This is a genomic window from Paenibacillus sp. EKM211P (genome assembly GCF_011066175.1).
In the GTDB taxonomy this organism is placed as follows: Bacteria; Bacillota; Bacilli; order Paenibacillales; family Paenibacillaceae; genus Paenibacillus; species Paenibacillus polymyxa.
The window spans coordinates 1-26684 of the sequence record NZ_JAAMNS010000004.1; the positions used below are offsets into that span (position 1 = coordinate 1).

A 26684-nucleotide genomic window follows, 5' to 3' on the forward strand; every position below is an offset into this window, starting at 1 on the left:
GAGCAGGCGCCAATCTGTGTGACAGCTCACAATCCTGTGATTATCGTATTGTCAGCCAAAAATGAGGAACGGCTGAAGCAGCAGGTCGAGAGATTGCTGTCCGTGATCGAGAAAGGAGAGGTCACAGAAAGCAATCTGGCGGATGCAGCCTACACGCTTCAGGTTGGGCGCGAAGCGATGGAAGAACGCCTGGCAGTCATTGCCGAATCGATGCCAGCGCTGGTGGAAAAGCTGGAAGGATTCGTGAAAGACCAGACGGGGATCTCCGAGCTGTATCGAGGACAGGTCAAGCGAAACAAAGATGCGCTATCCGCACTGGTAGAAGATGAAGACATGGGGAAAACAATCGCTGCCTGGATCGGGAAACGGAAATACGCGAAGATAGTGGATCTGTGGGTGAAGGGACTGGCGATGGACTGGAGCATGCTTTACGGAGATGCCAAGCCGCAGCGAATGAGCCTGCCAGCCTATCCTTTTGCAAAGGAGCGGTATTGGGTCACAGATATTACGATCCCATCTGTAGAAAAAATTCCAATGGAATCTCAGGAAAAAGCAGTTCTTGTTCAGTCTCAAGTAATGCAGTCTGCTCCTCCTGAAGCTTTAATGCCATCCAGTTTTTCGAGTAGTTCTGAAAAACCAAGCGGGATTTCTTTACGGAATTTGTCAGACAGTCAGCCGCAGCTTAGCAAGTCTGCCAATCAGCAGACAGCACCGATTATTTTAACTTCCCCGGAAGGGGTAATGCACACGTCAGATAATGACAACGAGACGGAAGAGCAGGTGCCTGCTAGTCCTGCCCTATCCATATCGTCAGAAATATTGCAGGAGGAGCTGACAACAAGTCTGGCGCAAGCTTTATATATAGATCGGGACGAGATCGATGAGGATAAAAACTTTGTTGATCTTGGATTGGATTCCATTATAGGCGTAGAGTGGATTCGAAACATTAATAAACATTACGACACATCCATAACAGCGACAAAAGTCTACGATTATCCAACTATACGGGAGTTTAGCAAATTTTTAGAAAAGGAATTGGGCAATCGTGTAGCCCAATTAATCATGCCGTCTTCTGCTGCGTCTATTCTGGATCAGGCGCCTGCAAAGCATTTACCGCCGCTCGTATCATTGGAAACGGATAAGCAGACAGAGGCCTCACTTCAGATTAATTTAATGCCGATATCGCCTGAAAAGCAGCCGCAATTCGGCACGATTCCGTCTGGTGTCTCTACAGAGCAATTACGGAAAGAACTGACGGCAAGCCTAGCTGAAGCCTTGTACATGGAGCAAAGCGAGATTGAGGCAGATAGAAACTTTATAGACATCGGTTTGGATTCGATTATAGGCGTAGAATGGATTCGAAATTTGAATAAGCGCTACGGCACATCCATTGCAGCTACCAAGGTCTACGACTATCCGACTATTCTGCAATTTACCGAGTTTTTGGCACAAGAAATCAATAAGCACGGGGGCAAGAAAAGCTTCGTTCAGCAGCCCTTGAACACAGTCTCGGACACGGTCAAACCTATAGCAGAAGTCCATTTACCGCGACCAGAGACGATCCAATGCTCTCCAGCGCAGCTCCCTAAGGAGGAAACGGTGCCATTGCGTCGGGTAAAAGCAGAAGAGGAATCAGTGCCAGCAACTTCGGAAAATCAAGATGCAATTGCAATTGTTGGGATTTCGGGAAGATATCCTGGTGCCGAAGATGTACAGCAATATTGGAAAAATCTCGCTCAAGGTCAAAACTCCATTGTTGAAATCCCGAAGAACCGCTGGGACGTAGACCCGTTGTATGATCCGCGTCCGGCACAAGAGGGGAAAGTAAATTGCAAGTGGCTGGGTGCCTTGAAGGATATAGAATATTTTGATCCGTTATTTTTTAATATATCTCCTACCGAGGCGGAAGGGATGGACCCGCAGCAGCGCATCTTTTTGCAGGAAGCCTATAAAGCCTTTGAGGATGCAGGTTATAGCGGCTCACAGTTGGGAAATAAAAAATGCGGTGTTTATCTTGGCATTTTAAATAATGAGTACAGTATGATGCGCTACAAAAATGAAGCACAGTTCAGCAATACTACCGGGAACAGCAACGCTATTGCAGCGGCTCGTATTTCCTATTTCCTTAATTTGAAAGGACCCGCCATATCCGTAGATACGGCATGCTCCTCATCGCTGGTGGCAACTCACCTTGCTTGCCAGGCTTTATCAAATAAAGAGATTGAAATGGCGCTGGTCGGCGGTGTGTCCTTATACCTGACTCCTGAATCCTATATAGGTATGTCTGCATCCGGAATGTTGTCACCAGATGGTCAGTGTAAGACATTTGACAATAGTGCCAACGGCTTTGTTCCAGGCGAAGGAGCAGGGGTGCTGGTTCTGAAGCGGCTAAAGGATGCGGAAGCTGACCGGGATCACATCTATGGGGTTATTATCGGAACTGGGATTAATCAGGATGGAAAAACCAACGGAATTACCGCTCCAAGCACGAACAGCCAAATAGAGCTTGAGCAGGAGATATACAATAAGTATCAGATTGAACCCGAAAGTATTAGCTATGTTGAAATGCATGGGACAGGCACCAAGCTGGGCGATCCTATTGAATTGGAGGCTTTATGCACAGCTTTCAAAGAAAAAACAGATCAGAAGAATTTCTGTGCCATAGGCTCGGTAAAGAGTAATATCGGGCATACTTCGGCAGCAGCAGGCGTAGCAAGCATGCAAAAGGTGCTGTTATGCATGAAGCATAAGAAACTGGTACCGACACTGAATTTCAAGAACCCGAATGAACATTTTGATTTCGATGATTCTCCATTTTATGTAAATACACAATTGAAGGACTGGCAACCTTCTCAAGGTAACAAAAGGCGGGCTGCTGTGAGCTCTTTTGGTTTTAGCGGTACAAATGCCCATCTTATTATTGAAGAATATCGTCCAGAGGCTGCAATTTCACCAGCAGACGACGAGTCACATAGTCCCGTTCTTTTCGTATTGTCTGCCAAAAATGAGCAGCAACTAGTAACTTATGCCGAAAACATGAGAAACTTTATTGCCACTCAGCCCAACCTTAACTTGACAGATATGGGGTATACGCTGCAAGTAAGCCGTGAGCCGATGAACCACCGTCTGGCTTTTGTGGCAGATTCAAAAGAGAATCTACTACAAGCGCTGGATGGCTTGGTTCATCACCAACGGCCAGCTGGAGTCCTGACGGCTCAGGTGAAAAAAGGCAAGGACGGGATCGTGCTCTTTGAGGCAGATGAAGATGCCAAATCCTTGCTTGAAACCTGGATCAAGAAGAGAAAATTAGAAAAAATTGCAGAGCTGTGGGTACAGGGGCTAACGATGGACTGGAACAAGCTGTATGGGAACATCAAGCCTCGCCGGATGAGTCTGCCCACCTATCCTTTTGCAAAAGAACGGTGCTGGGCGCCCGAGCTAGACAGTAAGGTTGGCAAAGGTACAACTTCTGTCATGGCTGCAACGATTCATCCTTTGCTGCACCAAAACACCTCCGATTTTTCGGAGCAGCGATTCAGTTCTAGCTTTACAGGCCAGGAGTTTTTCCTGAAGGATCATGTGGTGAATGGGCGCAAGGTGCTGTCTGGGGCCGCATCCCTTGAAATGGCCCGGGCGGCAGTGGAGCAGTCACTAGGGACGGATGAGGGCGGCCTGGTCGGAATGTGCCTTAAAAACGTGGTTTGGGCACGGCCTATTGCCGTAGAGGATGGCCCAATACAGCTGCATATCGGGCTTTTCCAGAATGAAGATCAAGAAATTTCATATGAGATTTATGGAAATAACGGAGCCGATGATACAGAGCTTATGGTATATAGCTTCGGCAATGCGGTTCGGAGATCAGCGGTGGAGGTTCCTGCATTGAATATTAAAGATTTGCAGGATACATGCAGCAGAAGCTTCCATCCGGCAGCATTGTATAACCTTTTCAGAGAGCTGGGGATTGATTATGGTCCTGGGCATCAGGGGATTGAGATGGTATATGCCGGAGAGGGTCAAGTGCTGGTGAAGCTATCCTTGCCCTCCTCAGTCTCTGACAATCAAGGCCAATTTGTCCTGCATCCAAGCATGATTGATTCAGCTTTCCAGGCATCCATAGGCTTGACGCTGGGCTCTCGTGAGATTAAGCCCGCTCTGCCGTATGCCATTCAGGAAGTTGAAATTATAAAACATTGCAGCTCCACCATGTGGGCGCTGATTCGATACAGTGCAGATGGTACAGCAGGAGATAAGGCACAGAAACTAGATATTGACCTGAGCGACGAAACCGGAGAGATCTGCGTGAGGATAAAGGGTTATTCATCAAGAATTCTGGATATAGACTCTATTCCCACAGACGCGCAGTCCAATTCTGGTACCTTGATGCTTGAACCCGTGTGGAAAGAGCAGGGAGTTAGCATAGAGGGTGATTTACCTATATATGATCGCCATGTCGTGATCCTTTGCCAGCCGTCCCAGATTTCTCGTGAACAAGTAGAAGCTCAAATAAGCGGCGCAAAGTGCATAATATTGCAACCTGATCAAAACGGAATCGGGGAACAGTTTCAGTATTACGCCGTTCAGATACTTGAGCTAATACAAAGAATTTTTAGAGAAAAAAACCATGGCAAGGTGTTAATCCAGATTGTTACTAACGACCAGGAGGAGCAGCAGCTTGTATCAGGGCTCTCAGGTCTTTTAAAAACCTCCAGAATAGAACATCCAAAACTGGTGGGGCAGTTGATAGAACTTGAACAGGATAAGGCCCCGAATACAATCATAGATATTTTAAAAGAAAACAGCTGGAGTCCTGGAGACATCCAGATCCGGTATGGGAAAGGTAAACGGTGGATTTTCAGCTGGAACGAGATTCCATTTTCTCTGGAAACGGCGGACATTCCGTGGAAGGAGAACGGAGTATATCTCATTACCGGCGGTGCCGGTGGCTTGGGACTTATTTTTGCCAAAGAGATTGTAAATAAAGTACAAAATGTCGCGTTGATTTTAACGGGCCGTTCCGCGCTGGATGAGGGCAAGCGGGCAGAGATAAAGAAATTGGAGTCATTAGGAGCACGAATAGCATATAAGCAGGCCGATGTGACCCGGGAGCAGGCGGTGGCTGATTTAATTCGGGAAATAGGGGCAGAATTCGGAAGCCTGAATGGCATCATTCATAGTGCAGGAGTCATTCGTGACAACCGCATACTTCAAAAAAATAGCGGGGAAATGCTGGAGGTTCTTGCACCCAAAGTTCTAGGGGTAGTGAATTTGGATCAGGCGAGCAAGCACCTGCCTCTTGACTTCTTCATTCTGTTTTCGTCGGTTGCTGGGGGGCTGGGCAATCAGGGACAGGCGGACTATTCTACCGCTAACGCGTTTATGGATGCTTACGCCAGATACCGGAACACATTGACAGGATCGCAACAGCGCCAGGGGCAAACGATATCTATCAATTGGCCACTATGGAAAGAAGGCGGGATGCATATTGATGAGGAGACAGAGAAGCTGGTAAAGCAGCACACAGGCATGGGCAGTATTTCAACTTCTTCCGGCATTCAGGCCTTGTACCGTGCCATGCTTACGGGTGCTGATCAGGTTATGGTGCTGGAAGGCAATCTCGAAAAAATGAAAAGAGCAATAGGCTTAGAGATTCCCGAAACCAGACAGTTTGAAAAGGCGACGGGTGCTTCAGCAATTATTTCAGCCATTTCCACGACTGACGGAAATGCCGCGCCGGACCTGCAGGACAAGGTGCAAATCGCCATGATGCAGGCGGTATCGAAATTGCTGAAAGTCAAGCTTGAAGATATTGATGCCTATGTCGAACTGAGTGAGTATGGCTTCGATTCGATCTTGCTCACGCAATTTGCCAACAACATCAATCACTTGTATCGGCTTGAGCTGACTCCTGCCGTATTCTTTGAATACACTACACTTCATGACTTCTGCAGGTATTTAGTGGACGAATATGCCACCTTGCTTGGTGAGCAGTTTGTCGTCCAGACCCGGACTGAGCCTGCCGTGCAGAATGAAGAGGATGATAGGGAAGACAGCATCCGCAGTAGAAGCCAGCGTTCCCGATTTGCAAACGAGAATGTGCTAGCTATGCCGCAACAGACCCAGGCTGGTTCTGAACCTATTGCAATTGTAGGCATAAGCGGTGTCTTTCCCATGGCCCGGGATGTAGATGAGTTTTGGAAAAATCTTGAGGAAGGCAGGGATTGTATCACTGAAATACCTGAAGATCGCTGGGATTGGAAGGCGTATTACGGTGACCCTGCGGAAGAGACCAATAAAACAAACATCAAGTGGGGCGGGTTTATTGACGGGATCTATGAGTTTGACCCTTTATTTTTTGGAATTTCACCGAGGGAAGCTGCACTCATGGACCCGCAGCAGCGTCTGTTGATGACTTATATTTGGAAGGCAATTGAAGATGCTGGGATTCCGGCAGCAGGGTTATCTGGAACCCATACAGGTATCTTTGCAGGAACCGCAAACAGCGGCTACAGCGGAATGATCTATCAGGGAGATGTGGGTGTGGAGGCGTATTCCTCTAGCGGAATGGCGCCGTCGGTAGGACCCAATCGTATGAGCTATTTCCTTAATATTCATGGTCCGAGCGAGCCTGTCGAAACTGCCTGCTCCAGTTCGCTGGTGGCCATTCACCGGGCCGTAAAGGCTATAGAAGATGGAAGCTGCGAAATGGCCATTGCAGGTGGTGTCAATGTGATTATCACACCTGAGCTTCATATCAGTTTCAATAAAGCAGGGATGCTGTGTGAGGATGGCCGGTGCAAAACCTTCTCTGATCAAGCCAACGGTTATGTGCGTGGTGAAGGGGCAGGCATGGTTTTCCTGAAAAAGCTGAAGGACGCAGAAAAGGCTGGAGACCATATTTACGGCGTAATCCGAGGCACAGCTGTCAATCATGGTGGCCGGGCTAATTCCCTGACAGCACCTAATCCGAGGGCACAGGCGGATTTACTGGTAAATGCATATACAAAGGCTGGTATCGACCCAAGAACAGTCTCTTACATTGAGGCCCATGGGACAGGCACCGAGTTGGGTGATCCTATTGAAATCAACGGACTGAAAGCAGCCTTTAAAGAGCTATATGAGAGTACAAAGGGACCCGGGATCAAAGAGCCCCATTGTGGCCTAGGTTCGGTGAAGACCAATGTTGGACATCTGGAGCTGGCTGCCGGAATCGCTGGTGTCATCAAAGTTCTGCTTCAGTTGAAGCATAAAAAGCTTGTTAAAAGCCTTCATTGCGATGCCATTAATCCCTATATCAAACTTGAAGACAGTCCTTTCTATATCGTCCAGGAGACGAGTGAATGGAAGCAGCAGCAAGATGCTTCTGGGCACAATATTCCTCGGAGAGCAGGTGTCAGCTCTTTTGGATTCGGCGGCGTCAATGCTCATTTGATCATCGAGGAATATGTTCCGGAAAATCAGGAGAAAGATCCGGTAACCTTCGCAACCGAAAAGCCGGCTATTGTCGTACTGTCAGCCAAGACTGAAGGACAGCTGCAAGATCAGGCACGGCAATTGCTGGCTGCAATCCAGGAACGCCAGTTCACAGACGGCAGTCTGGGAGATATAGCATATACCCTGCAGATGGGGCGCGAAGCGATGGAAGAACGTTTGGCCTTCACTGCGGTGTCTCTCTCTGAGTTAGAGGAGAAGCTAAAGGGATTTGTTGAAGGGCGAGAAGGCATCCCTAGCTTATATGTAGGGCAGGCAAAACGCTATAGAGAACAGGAAACAAGAGCGGGCGCGGCCGAGACGATTGAGTCGCTGGCTAGTGAAAGCGACTACGCCCAAATCGCACATCTTTGGGTAAAAGGCGCATTTTTTGACTGGGACGTGCTGTACGAAAAGCATAAGCCAAACCGTATCAGCCTGCCTACCTATCCTTTTGCCAAAGAACGATATTGCGTAACCGATACCAATAACCTGAGTGGAGCAAACGATATTGGGCCAAAGCAGGAGAAGTCAGCCATCATTCATCCTTTGCTTCAGCGCAATACGTCCGATATTTATGGACTTCAGTTCAGCTCCACATTTACGGGAAGAGAATTTTTCCTCGCTGACCATGTGATCAAGGGACAGAAGCTTTTGCCTGGAGTGGTCTACCTTGAAATGGCGCGAGCGGCAGTAGAGCAAGTCGCTACATCTTCGGAAGAAAGTCGGATTTGTGTTCGTTTAAAAGATGTATTATGGCTCCGACCTGTGGTAGCTGGGGAGCGGCCGATTGCTATAAATATCGGGCTCTACCCGCAAGACGGCGGAGAAATTGCCTATGAAATCTACAGCAAGTCTGAATCAGTGGATACAGAGATAGTTGTGCATAGCGAAGGCAGCGCAGCAATTGCTCCGTTGGCTGAGATTCCTGCCATAGATATTGAAGCTCTGCTGGAGCAGTGCAATCTGGGTACCTATTCATCCCAGCAGTGTTATGAGGCGTTTGCAGCCATGCAGGTTTCCTATGGGCCAGGGCATCAAGCAATTGAAAAGATCTACACTGGCGTGGACCAGGTACTTGCCAAATTGTCCTTGCCTACCTCTGTTTACCAGACCATGGGACAGTTTGTGATGCATCCTAGCTTGATGGATTCCGCTTTGCAGGCGTCCATAGGCCTGATGATGGACACATACGGCGCTGCCATGTCTGACGGTAAAGTTTTAATAAAGCCGGCTTTACCGTTTGCTGTGGAAGAGCTTGAGGTGTTTAGTGGATGCACATCAGAGATGTGGGCTTGGGTCCGTAATCGTGAAGGTAGCAGACAGGATGGTCCAGTGCAAAAACTGGATATTGATTTGTGCGACATGCAGGGGAATGTTTGTGTAAGCATGAAGTGCTTCTCATCACGAATTGCAGAAGGAGGAACAGGGGGATCAGATGAATGGACGATACCTGAGACTTTGATGCTTGAGCCTGTATGGGAGGAACAAGCCCTTGTCCCGGGAGGAACAGCACCTGAATATCGGCAGCATTTGGTCATTTTATGTGAACCAGCTCATATTTCCGGGGAAATGATTGAATCACAGATGAACGGGGTGCATTGTCTTATCCTGCAATCCGACGAGGAAAGCATGGATGCACGCTTTAGAACTTATGCAGCACAAGTGTTTGAGCAAATTCAACAGGTGCTTAAAACCCAATCCAAACACAAAACATTGATTCAACTTATCATTCCGGTACAGGATCACAGACAGGTATTCTCTGGACTTTACGGACTCTTACAAACAGCACAGCTTGAGAATCCCACACTAGTGGGCCAACTGATCGAAGTGGATATGGAGGAAGATGCAGCAGGTATTATAAATATCCTGCAAGAAAATAGCCGCAACTTCATGAGTTCACATATCCGCTACCAGTGGGGCAGACGATATGCTGCCGCATGGACGGAAATCAAATCCTCGCAGGAAGTGAACCGTATTCCTTGGAAGGACAAAGGGGTTTATTTGATTACTGGCGGAACCGGCAGCCTTGGTTTGATTCTGGCTGAAGAAATGGCACGACAGGCTAAAGATGTCGCGTTAATTCTCGTCGGACGATCTATACTCCGTGGTCACATCAAAGCAAGGATTGAGGAAATAGAGGCTCTAGGAGCAAGAGTCGTATTTCGACAGGCCGATGTCGACGATAACAGAGCGGTTGAGGATTTGGTTCGGGATATTCGGGAAGAGTTTGGGAAACTGGACGGGATTATTCACGGTGCAGGAGTAACCAGCGATAATTTTATGATTAAAAAAACAGAAGAGGAATTGCAGAAAGTATTGGCGCCAAAGGTTACAGGGTTAACGAATCTGGACCAGGCCTGCAAGGATATTCCGCTGGACTTTTTCATTCTGTTTTCATCTGTTGCAGGCAGTCTTGGGAATATAGGACAGGCTGACTATGCTGCTGCCAATGCCTTTATGGATGCCTATGCCAGATATCGCAATACACTTGTAGAACAGAAGCAACGTTATGGGCAGACGCTTTCAATCAACTGGCCGCTCTGGAAGGAAGGCGGAATGCGTATTGATAGTGAAACGGAACAAATCATGGAGGAAATGGGGATGTTCGCTATGGGGACCGACACAGGAATGCGGGCTTTATACCAGAGTCTGGCTTCTGGAAAAGATCAAGTCATGGTATTGGAAGGGCATGCCAGCCAGCTTAGAGAAACGCTCCTGCAGCAGCCATCCCTGAATCAGGTTGAAGATGCCTCCTCTATGATCATGGAGAGCAGAAAGGAGCCTGAAATCGCTCAAGACCTGCTTGTCGAAAAAGCTGCAAATTATTTAAAGCAATTGCTCGCAACATCCATCAGACTGCCAGCAAGGCAGATTGAAGCCGATGCCCCTATGGAGAAGTATGGAATTGACTCTATTATGATCAGACAGCTGACACGTGAATTGGAGAAAACATTCGGCACATTACCCAAAACGTTGTTTTTTGAATACCAGAGTATCCGGGAGCTGACCCAATATTTTCTTGAAGTTCACCAGAAGCAGCTGATTCAACTGCTTGGAATGGAGGAAGAGGTCAACGCCGTCCAAGCGTTTACGTCTTCCACTGTGAAAGAGAACTCGGAAAGGCCGCTTTCCAGCAGCCGAAGACAAGCTCGTGAAATGCCGGCTCAGGCAAAATTGCTGGATCAGAAAAAACTCCAACCGCAGCCGGAAGCAGCAGGTGGTACGGGGGATATTGCTATTATCGGCTTGTCAGGCATGTATCCTGAGGCCGAGAATGTTGAGGAATTCTGGAACAATCTGCGTAATGGAAAGGACTGCATTACGGAAATTCCCAATCAGCGCTGGGATCACAGCATATACTTTGACGAGGAAGGGAGCAAGTCTGGAAAAGCTTACAGCAAGTGGGGAGGCTTTATCAAAGGCGTGGATCAATTTGATCCGAAGTTTTTCAACATTTCTCCTAGGGAAGCAGAAATCATCGATCCACAGGAGCGCTTGTTTCTGAAATGCGTCTATGAAACGATCGAGGATGCAGGTTATACACGGGAAGGGCTTGGACTGGAAAGGAATGTAGGCGTTTTTGTCGGCGTTATGTACGAAGAATATCAGCTTTACGGGGCGCAGGAGCAGGCTAGAGGCAAAATGATTGCCGTTCCGGGGAATCCGGCCTCCATTGCAAACCGTGTTTCTTATTTCTGTAATTTCCACGGACCAAGCATGGCTGTGGATACGATGTGCTCATCCTCATTGACGACCATACATCTTGCCTGCCAGAGCTTACAGCAAGACGAGTGTGAGCTTGCCGTTGCTGGCGGTGTCAATGTCTCCATTCATCCGAACAAATACCTGATGCTTGGGCAGGGAAGATTCGTATCAAGCAAGGGACGATGCGAAAGCTTCGGAGAAGGCGGAGATGGGTATGTGCCGGGTGAAGGCGTAGGGGCCGTGTTGCTCAAACCGCTGACCAAAGCAATAGCAGACGGCGATCACATATACGGGGTCATCAAGGGAACCGCTGTGAATCACGGCGGGAAGACCAATGGCTTTTCAGTTCCAAATCCTAAGGCGCAGGCTAGTGTAATTGGAAGGGTCTTTAAGAAAGCTGGTATAAACCCCAGAACAATCAGTTACATTGAAGCACACGGCACCGGGACATCTTTAGGTGATCCCATTGAAATCGCTGGATTGCAAAAGGTTTTCCAGGAATACACGGAAGACACCCAGTTCTGCGCCATTGGTTCGGCAAAATCCAATATAGGGCATTGCGAGAGTGCAGCAGGGATTGCAGGAGTGACTAAGGTGCTCCTGCAGCTCAAATACGGACAGATCGCACCTTCGCTGCATTCAAGCACACTCAACCCGAATATCGACTTTAGCAATAGTCCTTTTTTAGTTCAGCAGGAGCTTGAAGAGTGGAAAAGACCGGTCGTCACGATAAATGGGAAGACCGTTGAATACCCGAGAATTGCAGGTATTTCCTCTTTCGGCGCCGGAGGCTCCAACGCCCATGTGCTTATTGAGGAATACATCCCTGAGGTACAGGAGACTAGACAAGCTCCTATGATATTGCAAAACCCGGCCATAGTCGTGCTGTCAGCCAAAAATCAGGAGCGATTGTACGAGCAGGTGCAAAGATTGCTTTCTGCACTCAGAACACCGGAATACGCGGAGGCCAGTTTGGAGGATATAGCATTTACCCTTCAGGTGGGACGGGAAGCTATGGAGGAACGGTTAGCAGTCATAGCTAAGTCTACGGCGGAGCTTGAAGGAAAGCTGGAGAGCTTCCTAGCGGGGAACGAGGAAATCGACGGACTCTATTCGGGTCAGGCAAAGAAAAATAAAGATATTCTGATGGTTCTTGAAGCAGACGAGGACATGGAACAATTGGTGGATATCTGGATAAGCAAGAGCAAGTATACAAAGCTGGCAGAGCTGTGGGTTCAGGGACTACTAATCGATTGGAACAGGCTTTACGGAAAGGTTAGACCTCATCGGATGAGTCTGCCAACCTATCCATTTGCCAAGGAAAGCTATTGGATCTCTACGTTTGGAAGCCAGTCCAAGGAAGTCAAGACGGAGCTCCCTGTAGTTGATATTCCAGCACAAAAACAAGAGCCCGTTGTTTTCAGCCCTCCTACTGCCAACGCTAATGTGCAGGTACAGACATTGGCAAAGGTACCTGAAAAGCCGCAGGGTATTTTGCTGCGCTCAGTCTCTGATATCGAGAAGGTAGCCGACGCACCCAAAAAGGCAGCTAAGCCTGCAGAATTGAAGCCTGCTCCCCCGCAGCCTAAACCTATCAATTCTACACCGCAGCCCGCTGTCAGGGATGAGGCCAAGCGACCTGCTAACGGACCTACGGCTGTACGGGTGGATGCATTGGAGAAGGAACTAATTAAAAGTCTCGCTAAATCCTTGAGTATGGATGAAAAGGATATTGGCCGAGACGATAAATTTATCGATATGGGACTGGATTCTATTATAGGCGTAGAGTGGGTACAGGACGTGAATAAACGGTTTGGAACGGCTATTTCAGCAACCAGAGTATATGACTATCCTAACATCAAAGAATTTTCCAAATATTTAGCAAAGGAATTAAGCAAATCGGCGGGAGCCTCAAACCAAGTACCTGTAGAGTCAACTTCTACGCAGCCCATGCAAGCGTTGATCCAGAAGGTGCTGCAAGGTGAATTAAATGTTGAGCAGGCCGATCAGTTGTTCAAGCAATTACACTCGTAAATTGCCGACACGATATTCGTCCTATTTCATACGGCTAGGAGGGCATTTTTATGGATCCAAAAGATATTTTTCGTGCGGTACAAACAGGGGAAATAAATTCTGAAGATGCCGAAGCACGATTGCGCCAATTGATGGGCGGGCTTTCGGATGAATCTTTGGAAGAATCATTGGAAGTCCGGTCACAGGAATCAACTTCAGAGGAATTGTCTCTTTCGCTACAGCCATTGGACAGCTTTCACGGACCGGAGAAGGAGAGCAACGGCGAAACGGAAGTGCCGCCTGTGGTTCAATTGCAGGAATTTGAGCATGGCATTGTCCTGTTAACAATGAAGGATACCGTGCACAAAAATACATTTTCCGATGAACTGATTGTGGGCCTGAACCAGGCGTTCGCTACGGTGCAGGCTAACGAGAACTATAAAGTCGTGATTCTGACGGGATATGACACCTATTTTGCCACAGGGGGTACGCAGGAGGGATTGCTAGCCATTCATGAGGGAAAGGCGAAATATAGCGATACCAATGTTTACAAGATTGCACTGGATTGCAAGCTGCCAGTCATTGCTGCTATGCAGGGACATGGAATTGGCGCAGGCTGGTGCATGGGGATGTTTTGCGATTTTATCGTGATGAGTAGAGAAAGCATCTACACCACTAATTTTATGAAATACGGCTTTACTCCCGGTGCGGGCTCAACCCTCATTTTTCCTGAAAAATTCGGAGTTAGCATGGCGCAAGAAATTTTATTCACTGGTACTAGATATAGCGGTTCAGAACTGGAGTCCAAAGGGACTCCTTTTCCTGTTCTGCCGAGAAATGAAGTGGTGCCGTACGCAATGCAGCTGGCAAGGAAACTGTCCGAGTCGCCAAGAGAGTCATTGATTGAGCTGAAAAACCATATGGCTCAGCCGATTAGAGAAAAGCTGGCGGCTACGATTGAGAAAGAAATAAAAATGCAGGACAAAACGTTTGTGAATCAGCAAGAGGTCAAGGAACGGATTCAGACGGCCTACGGACAACTTCCGAATAGCGATGGTACGCACAAACCGCTCAAGCAGGCGGATATGAAAAAATCTGTGCCCAGTATGCCGCATGGTCAGGAGAAGGATTCTATCGCAGTTATTGGCATGGCGGGGCAGTTTCCCAAATCCAAGACATTGGCTGAGTTCTGGGATAACCTGGCTCAGGGCAGGGATTGTATATCGGAAATTCCTTCAACACGCTGGTCCATTGACGAATATTATGATACTGATCCCAAGGCTGAGGGGAAAACCTATAGCAAGTGGATGGGTGTGCTAGAGGATATAGATCGATTTGACCCGTTGTTCTTTAATATATCTCCTGCGGAAGCAGAGATGATGGACCCTCAACAGCGTCTATTTCTGGAAAGTAGCTGGAAATGCATTGAAGATGCTGGATTGAATCCAGCCTCACTGTCAGGGAGCCGTTGCGGTGTTTTTGTAGGTTGTGCAGCTAGTGATTATGGAAGGTCCATGAGCGGACAGGGATTGAATGCGCAGGTTCTTATGGGAGGAGCGCCTTCCATTTTATCGGCTCGGATTTCGTATTTGCTGAATTTGAAGGGCCCTTCTCTGGCGATTGATACCGCATGCTCTTCCTCTCTGGTAGCTATAGCTGAAGCTTGCAACAGCCTTGTTTTAGAAACAAGCGATCTTGCTTTGGCGGGCGGAGTAATGATCATGGCAGGGCCAGGGATGCATGTCATGACCAGCAAAGCAGGAATGCTGTCCAAGGATGGACGATGCTTTACTTTTGACGCCCGTGCAAACGGGTTTGTCCCTGGAGAAGGGGTTGGCGTTATTTTATTAAAACGGCTCTCTGATGCAATCAGGGACAAGGACTCCATCTATGGAGTTATCCGGGGATGGGGAATGAACCAGGATGGGAAAACCAACGGCATTACTGCTCCAAGTGTAAATTCACAGATTTCGCTTGAAAGTGAGGTTTACCAGCGGTTCAATATTAATCCTGAAACGATCTCTATGGTAGAGGCCCATGGGACAGGTACCAAACTGGGCGATCCGATCGAAGTGGAAGGGCTTACCGAAGCTTTCCGATCCTATACGAACAAAAAGGGCTATTGCGCGCTGGGATCGCTGAAAAGCAATATGGGACATATGCTAACAGCGGCCGGAGTAGCTGGCATAATGAAAGTGCTCCTCGCCATGAAACATCGGCAATTGCCGCCAACCATCAATTTTGAATCCCTAAATGAACATATTTCTTTGGAGGAAAGCCCGTTTTACATTAACACTGGGCTACAAAAGTGGGAGTCCAAACCGGGGATACCTCGACGTGCAAGCGTCAGTGCTTTCGGGTTTAGCGGTACTAATGCGCATATGGTTATTGAAGAATATGTGCCTGTAGCCTCTGAGGTGAAGCTGAACCCAGTCGATCAAGATAACCCAGTGCTATTTGTACTTTCTGCCAAAAGTGAACAAGCCCTGAAATCCTATGCCGCCGACATGATGGAATTTGTTAAATTGCACGAAAGCACTAAACTGTCAGACCTGACTTATACCCTGCAAGTGGGCAGAGAGGCTATGAACTGGCGCCTCGCGTTTTTGACAGATTCAAGAGAAAATCTGATCCATGAGCTGGAACATTTTGTGAATGGCAACTCATCGGACAAGGTGTTAATTGGACAAGTGGACGATGCTAGAGGCGAAATTGAACTTTTTGATTCTGACGAAGATACTGGAACCCTCGTTCGGACCTGGCTTCAAAATAAAAGACTTGATAAAGTAGCCAAATTATGGACTAATGGCGCAACTGTTGAATGGGATGCACTTTATGGAGCAACCAAGCCCCAGCGAATCAGTCTGCCGACCTATCCTTTCGAGAGGGAACACTATTGGTTGTCTGAGACAGACATGGAGCAGGAGAATATAAACCCGGCTATGACCGCCCAAATTCACCCTTTGTTGCATCAAAATACTTCCGATCTCTCCGGGCAGCGCTACGACTCCACCTTTACAGGCCGGGAATTTTTCCTAGCAGATCACCGAGTCATGGGCCAACCGACATTACCTGGGGTGGCTTACCTTGAAATGGTGCGAGCGGCCGTAGAAGAAGCAGCAGGAGATGTCATGGAGGGTGAGACCCGTATTCAACTGAGAAATGTAGTATGGGCTCAGCCCATCGTTGTAGCTAACAATCCGATCAGGGTACACACCAGCCTATATCCTCAGGACGATGGAGCGATTGCGTTTGAAATATACAGCGGCGTGGAAGAAAACGCCGAAGATATTATACACAGCCAGGGGATAGCTGTGTTGGAGAGAAACAGTGAGCCGCAGTACCTGGACCTGAATGTTTTACAGGCAGAATGTATTCACAGTTCACTATCTTCAAGCCAATGCTATGAAGCTTTCAGAGCTATGGGAATAGACTATGGCCCGGGACACCAGGGGATCGAGACCATCTTACGGGGAAAGGATTTCGTGCTGGCAAAGCTGTCCCTTCCATCCAATGTATCTCATACCCAAAGTGAATTTGTATTGCATCCGGCTGTAATGGATTCAGCCTTGCAGGCCACAATCGGCTTGGTGATGGATCGGGAGGAACATGTGTCTGAAGGCAACCTCTCGGTACCCTTTGCCTTGCAGGAACTGAAAATATTCGAAAAATGCACTTCTGTGATGTGGGCACGGATTTCCAGACAAGCGAGTGAGGAGACACTAAATGGATTGAGCATAGTACATATCGATCTCTGCGACGAGACCGGAAAGATTTGTGTGCAGCTCAAAGGGCTCTCATCCAGAGAACTGGAAAAAGGAGCAGGGCAAGCAGATTTCGTCGAGAATGTGGGCACACTCATGCTGGAGCCGGTCTGGGAGGAGGAGGCAGTCCTTGCAGGAGAGAACGCGTTCAAAGATATACGGCATATTGTGATCCTGTGCGAATTTGAAGGTATTTCCAGAAAGGATATTGCAGCTCGTATGGATGGTACTCGCTGCATTGTTTTACAGTCATCGAGTAATGACTTGGATGCGCGGTTTGAAGACTACACTATTCAGATATTTGAAGAATTGCAAAATATAATGCTGGATATACACAAACAAAAAACTTTGCTGCAAATTGCAGTCCCTGCCCGAAATGACCAACAGGTTTATTCCGGGTTCTTTGCCATGTTGCAAACCGCCCAGAAAGAAAACCCGAATGTCATGGGTCAACTGCTAGAGCTTGATGCCAAGGATGGCCCTGAGGGGATTATTGCAAAATTACAAGAGAACCGTTACGGCCAGTACGGCGAACGAATACGATATCATGGCGACAAGCGACAGGCTTTAAAGTGGCAAGAAATTGAAACCTTGCATGAAGATGCAGCCCAGCCATGGAAAGATGGAGGGACCTATCTCATCACTGGCGGTCTAGGCGGCCTGGGACTGATTTTTGCCAGAGACATCCTGTGCAAAGTGAAAAACTCCACCGTCGTACTGGTAGGACGATCACCTCTGTCAGCGGATAAACAGACCTTGTTAAGCGAATTGGAAGCGCTGGAAGGTCATATAGAGTACAGACAGGTGGACGTGGGTCAAAAGGAAGCGGTCACCGAGTTAATTCATGGCATCGTCGAGCAATATGGCGGTCTTAACGGTATTTTACACACAGCAGGAGTGATACGGGACAACTTCATCATCAAAAAGACGATAGAAGAAGTTAGAGAAGTGCTGACTCCCAAAGTCTCAGGGTTGATCCATCTGGATCAGGCCAGCAACTCCCTGCCTCTGGATTTCTTTATCCTGTTTTCTTCCGGCGCCGGAAGTGTTGGCAATGTAGGACAGGTTGACTACTCTGCTGCCAATGGCTTTATGGATGCTTATGCTTCTTATCGAAATGCTTTGGCGGCAGGCAAGCAACACCAGGGGCACACGCTGTCGATCAACTGGCCGTTGTGGAAGGACGGTGGGATGCATGTCGATGGGGAAACGGAAAAGGCAATGCAAGGTCTGGGCATGATTGCCATGGAAACAGAGAGTGGAATAAAGGCTTTGTATCAAAGCTTATCTTCCGGTAAAAGCCAGGTTATGGTTATCGAAGGGTATCCTCAAACGATTAAGACGGTCATTCTGGGACAGCCTTCAGGAACAGAGATTTCAGGCCGTTCCAGAATGGAAGATGGGGAAGCCTCGATTATCGGCGAAGAATGGCTAAGAGAAAAAGCTGAAGACTATTTGAAAACATTGCTTTCGGCTGTAATCAAGCTGCCAGCTGAAAGTATAAATGTAAATGCGCCTATGGACAGGTATGGGATTGATTCCATATTGGTCATGCAGCTCACAAATGAATTGGAAAAAACGTTTGGCTCACTGCCGAAGACATTATTTTTTGAATATCATAATCTCCGCTCATTAACTGGATATTTCCTTGAATCGCACCATGGCCGGCTGGTAGACGTTTTAAAAGCGCAGGAGAAGAATGCGGCTCCTCATAAAGTGGCGAACGAACCTGCAAAAGCAGCAATAGAGCCTTTGGCTCCGATCGCTGCGAGTCGCAGACGTCCATGGCCTTTCCCGACAGGTACGCAGCCCCATCAGGAAGAGAAGGGCTTGGACATTGCCATTATAGGGATATCGGGAAGATATCCGGGGGCAGCAGGTATCCAGGAGTTCTGGAAAAATCTAAGGGATGGGAAGGACTCCATCACTGAGATTCCCAAGGAGCGTTGGGACCACAGCCTGTACTTTAATGAAACTAAAGGGAAGCCCGGGAAAACCTACAGCAAGTGGGGAGGGTTCATCGATGGGGTGGACTGGTTTGACCCGTTGTTTTTCAACATTTCGCCAAGAGAAGCGGAAACGATGGACCCTCAAGAGCGCCTATTCCTGGAATGTGTGTATGAAACCATAGAGGATGCGGGCTATACGCGCGAAACTCTTGGTGCAGACCGGGGACTTGGCGGCATGGAAGGCAATGTTGGCGTTTATGTCGGAGTAATGTATCACGAATATCAGCTTTATGGAGCCCAGGAACAAGCCAAAGGGAATATGCTCGGGCTTCTCGGGAATGCTTCGGCGGTTGCCAACCGTGTATCGTATTTTTGTAATTTTCATGGACCAAGTATCGCTGTGGATACGATGTGCTCTTCGTCACTGACAGCAATCCATATGGCCTGTCACGGACTGCAGCATGGAGAATGTGAACTGGCGGTTGCAGGGGGAGTCAACGTTTCCGTCCATCCTAACAAATATCTATTACTCGGACAGGGAAGCTTTGCATCAAGCAATGGGCGGTGTGAAAGCTTCGGACAGGGTGACGGATATGTGCCAGGAGAAGGAGTCGGGGCTTTGCTGCTCAAGCCGCTGGCCAAAGCTATAGCAGATGGAGACCGGATATATGGCGTCATAAAAGGTACTGCAGTGAATCACGGAGGAAAAACCAATGGATATACCGTACCCAACCCCAACGCACAGGCTAGCGTGATTGGGCAGGCTATTCAGGAGGCGGGAATCAACCCTAGAACCATTAGCTATATAGAGGCGCATGGGACAGGAACTCCTCTGGGTGATCCGATTGAAATTGCGGGCTTACAAAAGGTGTTCCGGGAATATACCAGAGACAAGCAGTTCTGTTCAATTGGGTCTGCCAAGTCTAATATCGGACATTGTGAGAGCGCAGCCGGTATTGCTGCGGTGACAAAGGTGCTGTTGCAGTTGAAATATAAACAATTGGTGCCTTCACTGCATTCAAGCAAGTTAAATCCCAACATCGATTTTAGTGATAGTCCTTTTAAAGTACAGCAGACATTAGAGGAATGGAAAAGACCTGTCGTATCCATGGATGGTGAAATGAAGGAATATCCAAGGTTGGCAGGAGTCTCGGCCTTCGGGGCAGGTGGGTCTAACGCGCATGTGGTAATTGAAGAGTACATTCCAGCAGAGACTGGTCAGCTGCAAGCTGCTCCTGCGTCTCTTCATCCTGCCATGATTGTGCTATCGGCCAAGAACAGGGAAAGGCTGAACGAGCAGGCGCAAAGATTGCTATCTGCCATTAGAGAGCTGAATGACCCGCGTAGAGGTCTCGCAGATATCGCCTACACGCTGCAGATCGGACGAGAAGCGATGGAAGAACGGCTTGCGATCATCGCCACATCCATCCAAGAGCTGGAATGGAAATTGGAAAGCTTCCTGCTGGAAAAGGAAGGTATAGAAGAACTGTATAGAGGACAGGTAAAGCGCAACAAAGGAGTATTGGTCACTCAGGAAATCGATGAGGATATGGCTAAAATGGTGGGTGCATGGGTGAGCAAAGGTAAATATGCAAAGCTCGCCGAGCTTTGGGTGACAGGACTGCTGTTGGACTGGAATAGGCTTTATGGGGAAAAGAAGCCTCGCAGGATTAGTTTGCCAACCTATCCTTTTGCCAGAGAAAGCTATTGGGTGCCCGTAAACCAGGTAAAGAACGATGGTATGACAGCCACCCTAGGCCAGTCTGCATTTTTGTCGCCTTTACTGCACCACAACACTTCAAACTTCTTGAAGCAGCGGTTCAGCTCAACGTTTACAGGCGAGGAATTTTTCCTCAGAGATCATACGGTAAAAGGCCAACGGATTCTACCAGGCGTCGCTTATCTTGAGATGGTGCGGGCGGCTGTGGAACGCTCTATAGGAGATGAGGACAACTGCACAACAGGAATCCGGTTGAAAAATGTAAACTGGATTCGGCCAATTGTGGTCGAAGATCAGCCATTCCCAGTACACACAGGCCTATTTTTGGAAGACGCGGGAAAAATCAGCTTTGAGGTATATAGTAAGCAAGCAGGAAGCGATATCGGACATACCGTGCACAGCCAGGGCAATGCGGTGCAGTTTAACGTGGAACAAAAGCCAGTGCTTAACCTAGAGGCATTACAGGCAGAATTTGATCTACACGGATTTGAGGGGGAGCGTTGCTACGATATCTTCCAAAAAATTGGCATGGATTACGGCCCAGCCTTCAGGTGTGTGGAGAAAGTGTATACACGTCTGGGAAAGGTGCTGGCCAAGCTGGCATTGCCCTCCGTGCTCTCCGATTCGGCTGACAGCTTTGTTCTTCACCCTAGCCTAATGGATGCGGCCTTGCATGCATCCATTGGATTAATCATGGGTCAAGATGGAGAGCTGCCGGACAGCACAGTACCCAATACGCCTTCTATGCCATTCGCCCTTCAAGAGATCGAAATCCATGGGGCATGCACCCAGAATATGTGGTCGTTGATTCAATACAGCGAGGGCAGCAAGAGAGAGGACAAGGTACAGAAGCTCAATATCGACTTATGTGATGAGGAAGGGAACGTTTGTGTCAGAATAACGGGACTATCCACCCGAGCGCTGGACGGAGATATCCGCACTGAGCATGCACAAGGCGTAGTTGCAGGAGATCATGCCGCAGATCCGCTTGTAGGAGCCGTTATGCTCATCCCCAAATGGGACCCGGTTACGCTTAAAAAAGAATCAGCTTTCCCATCGTCGACAGACCGAATGGTCATTGCAGGTGGTACGGACAAAGATAGACAGGCCATCTGGGAATATTATCCGAAGGCGCATTTTTTGGAGCTGCAGGCGCAGGATTCCATAGAAACGGTTGCCTCAAAGGTTGAAGAATATGGAGCCGTTGACCATATACTGTGGATTGCACCTACGATTTCTGTCGGATCGGTCACTGCTGAATCCTTGATTGAGGAACAGGAGCCCGGAGTCTTGCTCTTCTTTAGAATGGTCAAGGCGCTGCTCCTGCTGGGGTATGGGACGAAAAAGCTAGGCTGGACAACCATAACCACCCAGGCTCAGTCGATCGATCAGGACGATACAGTCCACCCGGCCCACGCAAGTTTCCATGGGTTGGTAGGCACGATGGCCAAAGAATATCCGAACTGGAAGGTTCGTATCATAGACCTGCAATCCGACTATGACTGGCCGTTATCCGAACTATTTACTCTGCCTTCAGACCGTCAGGGACGGATGTGGGTTTTCAGAGGCGGTCAGTGGTATCGCCAGCAGCTGATTCCGTTTAAGCAGACTCCAGGCTCAAAAGGACAGACGCTGTACAAAACCGGAGGCATCTATGTGGTTATCGGTGGTGCAGGCAACATCGGAGTGGCGTGGAGCAAGTATATGGCTTCGACCTATCAGGCCCAGATGGTGTGGATAGGCAGAAGGCCAAAGGACGCGTCCATCCAGGCTAAATTGGACGAATTTAAAGGCCACGGACCTGTTCCATACTATATTACGGCAGATGCAGCAGATGAAAGGTCGCTGCAGGGGGCATATGAGGAGATAAAGCAGCGCTACTCCAAGATCAACGGCGTAGTCCACTCTGCCATTGCCTTTTTGGAGAAGGGTTTGGAAGATTTGACGGAGGAAGAGCTCCGGTCCGGGCTTTCGGCAAAGGTCAATGTCAGTGTGCGTATGGCTCAGGTTTTTCAAAATGAACCGCTGGATTTCGTGTTGTTTTTCTCTTCCATTATTGCCTATGTAAAAAATCCGGGACAAAGCAGCTATGCTGCCGGATGTACCTTTAAGGATGCGTTTGCGCAGCGGCTTTCACAGGAATGGCATTGCCCGGTGAAAGTCATGAACTGGGGATACTGGGGGAACGACGAGAACAATGCTTCCCAAGACAGGCAGCAAGAGGTGGAAAATTACTCAAGACTAGCGCAGATCGGCGTCGGACTTATTGAGCCTCAAGAGGGGATGGAGGCACTTGAGACGTTGCTTGCTTCACCATTGAATCAAGTAGGGCTGATGAAGACAACAAAACATTTAGATTTGGAAGGGACTAATCCGGCGGAAGCCATTGGCCTATATCCGCACAACACGGATCCCGATCTTCGGGATATACAAGAAAGTATGGCTGCAGTAATCAAATCAAAAGACCAGTTTGCCGAGGACTATGCGGCAGAGGATGCTGGTAGCCTCCAGGAAGAGGAATTGGAACACCTTCTGGGCAAGCTGTTGCAGGAGCAGCTTTGGTCCATGGGGCTGTCAGGGACAGATCGTCAGTCTGTTGACGAGTTCAAACATAAGCATGGACTGCCTGAGTTATACGGCAAATGGCTAGGTGAGAGTGTAAAGATTTTGGCACGGCTGAATGATGCCCTTACAGATGGAAATGGCTCCAGCTCGACTTATCGAGAGGATGTCTGGCAGGAATGGGAAGAGCACAAGCATACATGGCAAAAATATCCGCAGATGCGGGCGAGGGTACATTTGGCTGAGACAACGCTGCGGGCGTTGCCTGAAATTATTACCGGCCAATGTCCTGCAACGGAAATCATGTTCCCCAATTCCTCGATGGAATTAGTGGAAGGGATTTATAAAGACAGTCTGGTAGCTGACTATTTTAATGAAGTTCTTTCCGATACGATCGCCGCCTATGTTCAGCAGAGAATTATGAGCAACTCCGCTGCAGAAATCAGAATTCTCGAAATCGGAGCAGGCACCGGAGGAACCAGCAACACCGTATTCCTCAAATTACGGCCATATCGCAAACACATTCAGGAATATTGTTATACCGATATTTCGAAGGCCTTTTTGATGCATGCGGAAAAAGAGTACGGGCCAGACAATCCGTATCTTAGTTATCGAATCTTTAATGTGGAAGAACCTATTGCTGGACAAGGTATTGATGCGGGTAAATATGACGTTGTCATTGCTGCCAATGTACTTCATACGGCAAAAGATATTCGTCAGGCATTGCGTAATGCGAAAGCGGCTTTGAAAAGCAACGGCCTGCTTCTATTAAATGAACTCATGGGCAGCAGCGTGTTTACCCACCTTACCTTCGGATTGCTGGATGGCTGGTGGGCTTATGAGGATTCGGAATTGCGTATTCCCGGCTGCCCTGGACTTTATCCTCACGTATGGAAAAGCGTATTGGCCAAAGAAGGCTTTCACACAGCGTTTTTCCCGGCGCAGGAGGCGCATGATTGGGGCCAGCAGATCGTTGCAGCCCAAAGCGATGGCTTGGTTCGGCAAAAGCGACAGCCAAAGCAGAAATCCCTATCGGTAGAGAATAGAACCGTTGAAGCAGGATCAATAAAACAATCAGCTCAGCCCAAAAGAGAGGCAGTACAGGCGGAATCAGCGGAATCAGAAAATGTGCTGCGCAGCAAAAGTACGGCCTACTTTAAAAATTTACTTGGCGAAACCCTAAAAATGGAACCGGGAAGCATCGACTCTACGGTTGCCCTGGAAGAGTACGGGATCGACTCGATATTGGTTGTGCAAATCACCAATGTTTTGCGTGAAGTGATCGAGGATTTTGCCAGCACCCTGTTTTTTGAGTACAACACCATAGATGATCTGGTAGCGTACCTGCTTCAAACGCAAAAGGATTCGTTGAAGAAGCTGGTAGGTATGAAGGAGACAGAGATGAGCGAAGAAACTTCCAGAGTGGAAGAAGTCCCTGCTCCACAGGTAGTCGATATTGCCCCGATGAGGTTTGCACAGGAAGGACGCTTTCTTAAGCCGTCTGCCAGTAAAGGTGAGAAGCCGCAGGAGCACTCCTCTAATATCAGAGATATTGCGATTGTGGGCTTGTCCGGGCGCTATCCAGGAGCTCGTAATGTAGAGGAATATTGGAACAACCTAAAAAAGGGTAAAAACTGCATCACTGAAATTCCGAAAGATCGTTGGGATTGGAAGACCTACTTTGACGAAGAAAAAGGAAAACGAGGTACCATCTATACGAAATCAGGCGGCTTTATCGAGGGAATCGATTTATTTGATCCGCTATTTTTCAAGATTTCTCCTGCAGAAGCCGAAACTATGGACCCGCAGGAACGGCTCTTTCTGGAAGCTGCATACGCAAGTATAGAGGATGCCGGATATACCCCTGCCAATCTTTGTGAGAGTCGTAAAGTGGGCGTATTCGCAGGCGTGATGAATGGAAATTACGGTTTGGGACCTCAATACAATTCCATTTCCAATCGGATATCCTATCATTTGGATTTCCAAGGTCCAAGTATGACCATCGATACCGCTTGTTCCTCCTCATTGACGGCTATCCATCTAGCTTTGGAAAGTCTGTATAGCGGTATCAGCGAGTGCGCTATTGTCGGAGGGGTCAATTTGATCGTAGACCCAATCCACTATATCAAGCTGTCGGCAATGACGATGCTTTCGAAAACTGGCGAATGTAAGTCGTTTGGAGACCAAGCAGATGGATTCGTTGATGGGGAGGGCGTCGGCGCTATCGTGTTAAAGCCGCTGGAGAAGGCTATTGCAGACGGTGACCATATTTATGGTGTCATCAAAGGGAGCATGCTCAATGCTTCAGGTAAAACCAGTGGTTATACCGTGCCTAGCCCTCAAGCTCAATCTCAACTGATTGAGGATGCGCTACGGCGTTCGAATGTTGATGCAAGAACCATCAGTTATATTGAAGCCCATGGAACCGGCACGGCTTTGGGAGACCCTATTGAAATTGCCGGATTGACCAGGGCTTTTGAGAAATTCACACAAGACAAGCAGTTCTGCGCCATAGGTTCGGTCAAATCCAATATTGGTCACACCGAGAGCGCAGCAGGCATTGCAGGAGTAACTAAAATATTGCTGCAGCTTAAGCATCGCCAGTTAGTACCGTCCTTACATTCTAGGAAGTTGAATCCTGAAATTCATTTCAGCAATACTCCTTTTGTCGTCCAGCAGAATCTAGAAGAATGGAAGAGACCGGTAATTACAACCGATGGAATCACTCAGGAGTGTCCGAGACGGGCTGGAATATCGTCTTTCGGTGCAGGTGGGGCCAACGCTCATATCGTGATTGAAGAGTATATTCCCGAGGTTCAGGGGCCATCAGGAATAGAACCTGCTTCTCAGGGACCTGCGATGATCGTGCTATCAGCCAAGAGTGAGGAGCAGCTTAAGGAAAAAGGACGACAGCTGCTTGAGGCTCTTCAGGGTCAGCTATCCTCGGCCAGCATATTGGATATTGCCTATACGCTCCAGGTGGGACGCGAACCGATGGAGGAGCGTCTAGCCATGCTCGTGGATTCGATCACAGATCTTGAGGAGAAATTAAAGGAATTTGTGGACGGACGCCACAGCATGCTCAACCTGTATAGAGGTCAAGTAAAACGAAACAAAGAAGCGTTGTCCATTTTTACGGGGGACGAAGACCTGCAACAACTGATTGAACATTGGATTTCCAAAAGGAAATATACAAAGCTTCTGGAGCTGTGGGCCAAAGGGCTAAATTTGGATTGGGAAAAAGTTTATACGGGGAAGGTACCTCACCGTATCAGCCTGCCAACCTACCCATTTGCAAAAGAGCATTATTGGACTTCGGATAGCAAGGATCAATTAAAAGCCCACGCATTACTGTCGCAAAATGAAAGCAATGTAGATTTTGATGATCAATTGTGCGGCAGACTCTTGGATGAAATGATGAACGACGCCATGTCTGTTGATGAGGCCGCCAATGAAATCTTCAATATATTCATACGTAAATGAGAAGTTTCTACATGCTGG

General features: G+C 48.2%; 2 protein-coding genes. Both read left to right on the forward strand.

Features of this window, described 5'->3' with window-relative positions:
- Window positions 1-13209: SDR family NAD(P)-dependent oxidoreductase (locus tag G9G57_RS08410; RefSeq protein WP_164964834.1), on the forward strand; the 13209-nt coding region annotated here is incomplete at its 5' end.
- 50 nt (window positions 13210-13259) lie between these two features.
- Entirely contained in the window at window positions 13260-26666 is a 13407-nt protein-coding gene (locus G9G57_RS08415) for an SDR family NAD(P)-dependent oxidoreductase (protein ID WP_164964835.1), read from the forward strand.
- The last annotated feature ends 18 nt before the right edge of the window (window positions 26667-26684 follow it).